General features: G+C 39.3%; 6 protein-coding genes and 1 tRNA gene. 4 read left to right on the top strand and 3 right to left on the bottom strand.

Translation table 11 applies throughout. The annotated features are described in order from the left end of the window. The first annotated feature begins 357 nt into the window (after nt 1-357). The 4 genes from GWI59_RS14080 to GWI59_RS17620 all read left to right on the top strand — a co-directional run bounded on the left by GWI59_RS14080 (nt 358) and on the right by GWI59_RS17620 (nt 3,047). A tRNA-Asn gene (locus tag GWI59_RS14080) sits at nt 358-433 on the top strand. A gap of 199 nt (nt 434-632) precedes the next feature. Then, nucleotides 633-1,685, top strand: a complete 1,053-nt coding sequence (gene pyrC, locus GWI59_RS14075) for a dihydroorotase (protein ID WP_109400765.1) — start codon at nt 633-635, stop codon at nt 1,683-1,685. 212 nt (nt 1,686-1,897) lie between these two features. Next, nucleotides 1,898-2,152 carry a biofilm formation regulator BssS gene (gene bssS / locus GWI59_RS14070; RefSeq protein WP_072063131.1) on the top strand — a complete coding sequence of 85 codons (255 nt, stop codon included), beginning with the start codon at nt 1,898-1,900 and terminating at the stop codon, nt 2,150-2,152. 292 nt (nt 2,153-2,444) lie between these two features. After that, entirely contained in the window at nt 2,445-3,047 is a 603-nt protein-coding gene (locus tag GWI59_RS17620) for a response regulator transcription factor (RefSeq protein WP_006533220.1), read from the top strand. Between the two features lie 272 nt (nt 3,048-3,319). Here the strand turns inward: GWI59_RS17620 and ttrA are convergent, their stop codons facing one another. From ttrA to ttrB, 3 genes are read right to left on the bottom strand one after another with little or no spacing between them, the layout of a single operon-like run. Beyond that, nucleotides 3,320-6,400 carry a tetrathionate reductase subunit TtrA gene (gene ttrA / locus GWI59_RS14060; RefSeq protein ID WP_072063133.1) on the bottom strand — a complete coding sequence of 1,027 codons (3,081 nt, stop codon included), beginning with the start codon at nt 6,398-6,400 and terminating at the stop codon, nt 3,320-3,322. Beyond that, complete coding sequence (gene ttrC / locus GWI59_RS14055; RefSeq protein WP_109847273.1) at nt 6,393-7,421, bottom strand: tetrathionate reductase subunit TtrC; 1,029 nt, start codon at nt 7,419-7,421, stop codon at nt 6,393-6,395. The genes ttrA and ttrC overlap by 8 nt, the downstream gene beginning before the upstream one ends. Continuing rightward, nucleotides 7,418-8,161: a tetrathionate reductase subunit TtrB gene (gene ttrB, locus GWI59_RS14050; RefSeq protein WP_006533227.1), complete on the bottom strand. Its 744-nt coding sequence runs from the start codon at nt 8,159-8,161 to the stop codon at nt 7,418-7,420. The genes ttrC and ttrB overlap by 4 nt, the downstream gene beginning before the upstream one ends. Nucleotides 8,162-8,254: the final 93 nt, after the last annotated feature.

Genomic DNA, 8,254 nt, shown 5'->3' with positions numbered 1-8,254 from the left:
ACTGTTAATCCGTATGTCACTGGTTCAAGTCCAGTTGGAGGAGCCAAATTTAGAAAAGCCCGCACTATCTCAGTGCGGGCTTTTTGCTTTTCATCTTTTCTATTATCATTACCTTTCTTCTTTTTCTATCTCATTTATTTTTTAGATTTCCGCGTTGACTTAAATACGTTATTTCTTTATTTTCAGTATTCGGCGTGGAAAAAACATCCAATTAAAAAATGTTTATTATCTCATAATTAGATTATCTGTTTTAGAAACGAACAATATGTCGTTTATCTATGCACTTAAACAAATATCGTCGATTGTCCTTTGACATATCAAACCACCCACTATATGATACACGCCACTTAATGATGTTCCTCCATAGTTCAGTCGGTAGAACGGCGGACTGTTAATCCGTATGTCACTGGTTCGAGTCCAGTTGGAGGAGCCATTTCTCTTTGTGTCACCCTCGTAACATTTTGATTTTATTCTCTGTTTTACCTTACACACTTCCCAAAAATATAATAAAAAAATGCGATTAAATGGTAGCTATTTAATCGTTTTCGTATTAGCATTCATTTCCGGCTTGACTACCTAGTCCAATCCAATCCTTGATCTTTCGATTTTCCTAAGACACACGGAGCCGGTATATGACCACTGCACAACCTATCACCCTCACTATTCACCGTCCAGATGATTGGCATGTTCACTTTCGTGATGATGACATGCTAAAAACTGTTGTTCCTTATACCAGTCGCTATTTTGGCAGAGCTATAGTCATGCCAAACCTTGTTCCACCAGTTACAACGATTGAAGCTGCTCGCACTTACCGTGATCGCATCAAAGCGGCTATTCCTGCCGGAGATAACTTCGAACCGTTAATGACTTGCTATTTAACAGATAGCACACTACCTTCAGAAGTCGAACAAGGTTTCTTACAAGGTGTTTTTACTGCTTGTAAACTTTATCCTGCAAATGCAACAACTAACTCAAGTCATGGTGTATCTGATATCACAAAGATTTATCCTATCTTAAGTGTGATGGAAAAAATCGGCATGCCATTGCTGATCCACGGCGAAGTAACCGCTTCAAGCATTGACATTTTTGATAGAGAAGCACGTTTCATTGATAGCGTTATGTCTCCTGTACGCAAGCAATTTCCTGAGCTAAAAATTGTTTTTGAACACATTACAACTAAAGAAGCAGCTCAGTATGTCTTAGAAGGAAATGAGTTTCTTGGTGCCACTATTACCCCGCAACACTTGATGTTTAACCGCAATCATATGTTGGTAGGTGGTGTTAAACCTCACCTATATTGCTTACCTATTCTTAAACGCAACGTTCACCAAGAAGCACTAAGAGAAGCTGTTGCGTCAGGAAATTCTCGCTTCTTCTTAGGTACAGATTCTGCACCTCACTTACAACATCGCAAAGAATCATCTTGTGGTTGTGCTGGGGTATTTAATGCGCCAACCGCGCTGGCAGCTTACGCAACCGTATTTAAAGAACTCAATGCATTACAACATTTTGAAGCTTTCTGTTCTCTAAATGGCCCTCGTTTCTATGGTTTACCGGTTAATGAAGGAACCATCACATTAACTGAAAAAACTGTTGAGGCTCCAGCACAAATCCTTTGTGGTGATGAAGCACTTATCCCATTCTTAGCGAATGAAAATATTCACTGGGATATTACTGTCGATTAATCTCACCCCCTTGATATTTTTCTAAAATGCACCATATAACATTTGTTAGACTGTTAATGGTGCATTGCTCTTTTATCAGAGCCAGCACACATTTTTTTGTTACAACAAAAATTTATCTTTTTAATCATGATAAATCTCGTATACTGAAAAGTAACCACATTGCGTGGGAGCTTCTCTCTTAGTCAAAACCGGTTGTATGATTAGGAGGTATTATGAGTAGAAAAAATGAAGTTATTCAGACACACCCTGTTGTAGGCTGGGACATCAGTACCGTTGACATCTACGATGCCATGATGTTGCGTTTGCATTATCTTCCTGAAAACGAACATCATCCAGAAAATGCAGTTGTAGATAAGACACTTTGGCTCACAACAGACATAGCTAAGCAGTTGATTCATATTCTTCAAGCAGGTATTGATAAAATTGAATCATCTGAAGATTCTGTTTCAGTCAACACCAAGCATTAATAAAAAAATCTAGAAAAGATAGCGAACGCAAAGCAGGAGTACTTGGTACTCCTGTTCTCATTTTATCTCTCACCAATCCACTACCACATATTGTTTATATCTATATAAGCCAGCTCTTACAGTATAAAAATAATTAGTTATATTAATAAATCGACTCCCATTTAATGGAAAAATAATCATAACCTTTTTATTCGATATATCTTCAAGAAAAGAACACATAAGCCGAATTGACATAAAATAAGGTTATCTTTATTTTAATAAATTAAAACAACGACAAACAAGGAAGTTATTTGTGAAAGTATTAATTATTGACGAATGTTTTTTTACTCGTAATGGTATAAAACACTATTTTGAGAAGAGAAATGTAAGACATGAAATAATTGATATGCCATCTATACAGGAAGCCAATAATTATATTAATCACTCAATGCCAGATATCATATTTATTGATCTCACAAGATATTGCCGGGAAATAGCATATTGCCCTCATTTGCAGCTTTTTTTTCTTTCAACAAAGAACTGTCGGCTTTATCTTTATCTAGATGCAAACTATCCAGATAAAGAAAGACCTATCTCATTGACAAACAACTGTTTTATCCTTCCAAAAAAGATACTTCCTTGGGTGCTTGAAAAGGCATCGATGTTCACTTCTCGGTGCCAAGTTTTCTTTCCAACTTATAAACATTCATTATGTTCTATTTTTAGTTTACAAGAACAAAAAATAATTAATTATTGGATGAGTGAAATACCTAATCATCAAATCGCTAAAAAACTATCCATTAGTAGTAGCACAGTATATTCACACAAAAGACATATTACAGAAAAAATTAATGTAAAAAATCGAATTGAGTTATTTTTTATATATAACATTTTAAAATATATATATGAGAAATAACCCTATTAAATTTCGATCAAAAAAATAAACAAAAGAAAGAAAAAAGGAGTCCATTTCCTATTATTACTCACTGTAATGAGGTGGCTAATATGCGTGGTGGTCACCTTAAAATTATTATACTATTATGTATTTAGGATATATATGATATTAAAACAATAAAACTAATATAGTTATATCTTATAAAAAATAAAGTAAAACTGATTTGTTTTGCAATCACTTCACTCTGCTTCTAATAAAGAGTGAAGTGATTATTCACAATACCAGATTGAGAATTAAGCTATACGCTCAATCTTAGCGGGTAAACCTTGGCGAACAGATGCACCAGATACCCAATCTAACCATGTATTAGTGATTTGACGAGTTGGATCAGCAAAACCTAAATCATTAAGGTTAATACCGCTACCAATACCTTTATCCATTGGTAATGGTTGTTCATCTAAGTAATGCTGACGAGAACCTAACTCTTGATGCCCATATCCATGTTCAATAGCTAAAACCCCCGGCATTACACCATCGAGCAAGCTAATCTCAGCTTCAACTTGCCCACCAGGTGTTACAATACGAACCTTATCACCATGGTTAACCCCCCATTTTTTACCATCTTGAGGATTAATTGCGACCAAGTTACTCGGTTTCACCATTCGTAAACGTTGTATCATACCCGTTGAACTACTCACCACATGAGATTTAAAGGACATTAATTTCAATGGCCACTGCTCTTCAGGATAATGCTGATGAATATCGCTACCATCCGATAAACGTGGCGGATAATAAGTCGGGCAACCACTATAACGTTCACCTGTTATTGCATGATGGTTTTTCGCCACTTCTTCATTCCAAATCTGCAATGGTTGTTTCCACTGCGGCCCTGTTTCATCACCATTCCATGCTTTTTCATAAGGTGCAAAACGGCCACCTCGCGTATAGATATACGCAACTTGAAGAACTTCTTCATTTTTTAACGTTGAAGTTATCGCAGGTAAAATGCGATCTACACCACTTAATAAAATATCTTCATTGGTTGCTGGTACAACAGGTTTCTCACCCATAAATGCCATATTAGCCGCAACACGTAAATAGTAATCTTCTGCACTGTTGATTGGATAGAAATTTCCATCCATATCTTCAATAGCTTTATCACCAAAGCCGGGTAAGTCTAAGGCTTTTGCAACGGCAATACAGAATGTTTCCATTGAAATTGGTTGGCCTTCCGCTGTTTTAGCAACACGAGGTTCAATAATCGGCCAACGTGCAGTACTTGCTTTAGTTTGAACACCAGACCAAGGCGCACTAAACCCCCAACTTTCAAAGTTGTGTGTATCAGGCACGATATAATCTGCCAGCGCAGTTGTTTCATTCATAAAAGCATCAATACCGATAATTAAAGGCAGATGCTTCGGATCTTTAAGACGCTCTTCCATTACTTGACGAATACCAGCAATCCCATAAACAGGGTTGGTCATATTCGTGATCCATGCTTTTAATGAATAAGGATAACCCGCTAACGCAGAACCCAATTGTTCAGTTAATTGCCCAGCAGCAAACGGATACCAAGGTGCTTTTGCTGGATATGGAGATTCCCCTTTTTCTACTCGCTCACGGTACTCATCAGATTTCTCATAAGCTACTTTACTGCGTGATAACACCATGCCTTTTGGCTTCACTTTACCCTTAAAGCTATCCATTTTGTAACAAGGGCCGTCTGTTGCGCCATTAAATTTACCGCCACCAACAGATACTCCACCTTTAAGGTTTAAGTTACCTATTAGTGCATTGAGCATAATCACACTCCAAGCAGTATAAAAACCATTTCCTCCCATCATACCGCCATGAGAGATAACTGCGGCTTTTCGTCCATAAGCAGTAAATTCGCGACCTAATGCAACAATGGTCGTTTCTGGTACTTTACAGCGCTCGCTATATTCAGCCAGAGTCATACGTTTAGCTGCTTCATCAAGTAATTGAAAACTTGATTTTACAGTCACTTCTGCGCCTGTTTTTAAAATGACTTTATACGTAGCAAATAATTGTGCTTTATCGACTTGTGTTGCGGGAACTAATTCACCATCTAGCGATAACACTAAGTTTTGCTCTTCCCCTTCTGCAACATCATTTAAATGTGCCGTAGTGAGCATTTGTCCTGAAAGTGGATGTTTTTCATCACTGACCACAAGGTGAGTCGCATTTGTCCAGCTCTTCTCACCCACATTTTTCATTGAAACTTCACTTGGTACTGACAGATATTCTGCATTGTAGCGCTTGTTTTCAATGATCCAGCGGATCATTCCCATCACTAAAGCCGCATCCGTTCCCGGTTGAACAGGAACCCAATGACCATGATCGTTCGCTAATGTCGTTGTTAGAGGTAAAGCTGGTGCAACAACCACATAATTAAACGAATCACGAATTCGAGCGTTAGCTAACTGACGGCCTTGACGTTTAAATGGATTACCTGATTGTGCCGGTGATGTTCCTAAAAACAGAGCAAATTCAACGTAATCCCAATCAGGCTTAACGTGAGCGTTTTTATTTAAATCGTTCATTAACGCACCAGAGCCGGCACGGTACGCTAATCCACAATAAGAGCCGTGAGCACCAAAGTTTTTACTACCAAATGAGTTTTGAGCAAAACGACGAATAAACGAATCACGTCCATCATCACCCGCATTTGTCATCAATAATTGGTTCGCTTTAGGGCCTAAAGCCGGTTGTTTTGGATCGATTAAAGTATCTAAATCACGAATAGCACGTAAACCATCAACATGCCCCTCACCAAAGAGATCGCCACCTTCGACAACTTCCTGGATCAACTGCTCAAAACTGATACGTTTCCATTTACCTTCACCACGTTTACCCACGCGTTTCATTGGTTCAAGAATACGTGTTGGGCTATCAAGGCTTTCCATCATGGTTGCACCACGAGCACAAGCCGTCGAGCGGTTTTCTAACCCACTTTCCCCCCCCATTTTTTCCAATGCTTCTTTAATTGGCATGTTATAGCCAAAATGATGATCATGAGAAAGTGGGTGATAAGGATTACCAGCAATACGCAAAATTTTATTATTTGCTCTATCAACACGGGCACGCACACCGCATTGTGTCCAGCACCCAAAACATTGGGTCATACAAACAGATTGCTCTGTATTTGCTTGCCATTTCGCGTCTTTTACAATTTTACCTTCAGGTAATAAAGAGTTCCCGTTGATCCTATCAAGTGTTACTTTGCCTGATGTGCCATCAACTAAACCATCTACGGCACGTTTAGCAACATCACGGTAACTGGCAGCAAATGCGGCAATACCACCGATAACTAACCCACCTTTAAGCCATTGACGTCTTGTAAACTTAGCCATGCTGCACTCTCCTGACAACCCAACGAATACTTTCTCTAAATAAAATGGTTAACGCTATCCACAATCCAAATGTACCGACAATTGACATCAGTCCATCATTACCTAGCGTAAACTCATAAGGGTTTGTAATGATGTTATATTTGGGAATGTATTGAGCCCCCATCAACATCAACCAGCGTAATACCCACGCAAGTCCCATTGATACAAATGCCATGATGGTAATAAACACAGCCGAACGTGCTTGTTTTGCCATCAAAAGTCCCATCACGACAGAGATCCCCCATAGTGCGATAACACCTATGGCACTCCACCAGCCAAGACTTCCCATCGCTAATTGTTCTCTAATTGCTAGGCCTGAAATTGTATCGCCAGCAACCCAAAAAGCCGTACATACTGCTAATAACATCAGAGAACTCACAAACCACATCGCTAATTCACGCTGGTATACAGGTTCACGGCGTGTTCCTAATGCTAGTAGTGTTGGTAGTACTTGCATTGCACTAAAGAACAGTAGGATCGGTAACCAATAGGTATACAACACAGGTCTTGCTTTTAAGATAGATGCTTCACGACCTGTATATAACAACAAACCAATCGCAGTTAATGAGCAAGCTAATGCCACCCAACGAGTTAATTTATATTCACGTTTCCATACTAAGCGAACGATCATTGCCGCAAAATAAAGTATGCTAAATGCTGAAAATAATGGTAGTAACAGTGAGCCCCATGCCATCCACGACCATGGTGTTGGATAAGCATAGAAATGCCACACACGTGCTGTTTGGTGTAAATCTGCTGTTAAAGCCAGAGGTGCTGTAATACCCGCGGTTACTGCAATAAATACCGCAACAGCTTCTAAACGTTGATTACCTGCACTGCCTTTCCAACACTGCCAACAGGCGTAAAGTGTTGCACAGCAAGCAATACCAATAAAAAAGAAATACTGCACAGCCCAAGGCAACCAAAAATATTCTTGCGGGATCGCAATGACTTCTTGAATTTGAGAGACTTGCGGGATCATGAGTGAACCTCCTGCTGCCATAATGCGGGTTGTCCTTGACCTTCTAACGGTTGTACAAATGCATCATCGAGGCCGAGATAGAAAACTTGTGGCAATGTGCCACTTTCTGGTTTTAATACTTTCAGCTCTTTTTCATGTGTACGCAGCATTTTGCTGATAGTGCTATTAGGATCTTTCATATCGCCGATAATACGAGCACCACCGACACAAGATTCAACGCACGCAGGTAGCAATCCAACTTCGAGGCGATGCGCACAGAACGTGCATTTATCTGCTGTTTGTGTTGAGTGATTAATAAAGCGTGCGTCATAAGGACATGCTTGAACACAATAAGCACAACCAACACAACGTTCATTATCAACGACGACAATGCCGTCTTTACGTTGGAAAGTGGCTTGAACAGGGCAAACTGGTACACAAGGCGGTTCATCACAATGGTTACACAATCTAGGCAGTAAGACATTCGTGATCCCTTCTTGCCCCTTGATAGCAACCTGATATTGGTTTACTGTCGTCCTAAATTGTCCTTGAGGAGTCTGATTTTCAATATTACAGCTTACTGTACAGGACTGGCATCCTACACAACGGCGTAAATCAATCAGCATTCCGTAACGTTTATCTTCTGAGCCTTCACGACGCTCAGGCGATAATTTAATGCCGGCTTCAGCTAAAGGAACTATTGAAGCACCCGCAGTAAGGACCCCTAATTGTTGTAAAAATTTTCGTTTTCCAAGATCCATATTTGTCTCCAGTATCACTCAATAACACAAGCTCACAATGAGTGAAGGAAATAGAAAGTAAAAAGTATGTGTTTTGTTATAAGAGCATTGTAA

The organism is Proteus sp. G2673 (genome assembly GCF_009915125.1).
Classification (GTDB): domain Bacteria; phylum Pseudomonadota; class Gammaproteobacteria; order Enterobacterales; family Enterobacteriaceae; genus Proteus; species Proteus penneri.
The sequence above is the reverse complement of the archived record's forward strand: the minus strand, read 5'-3'. Positions and strand labels throughout refer to the sequence as shown.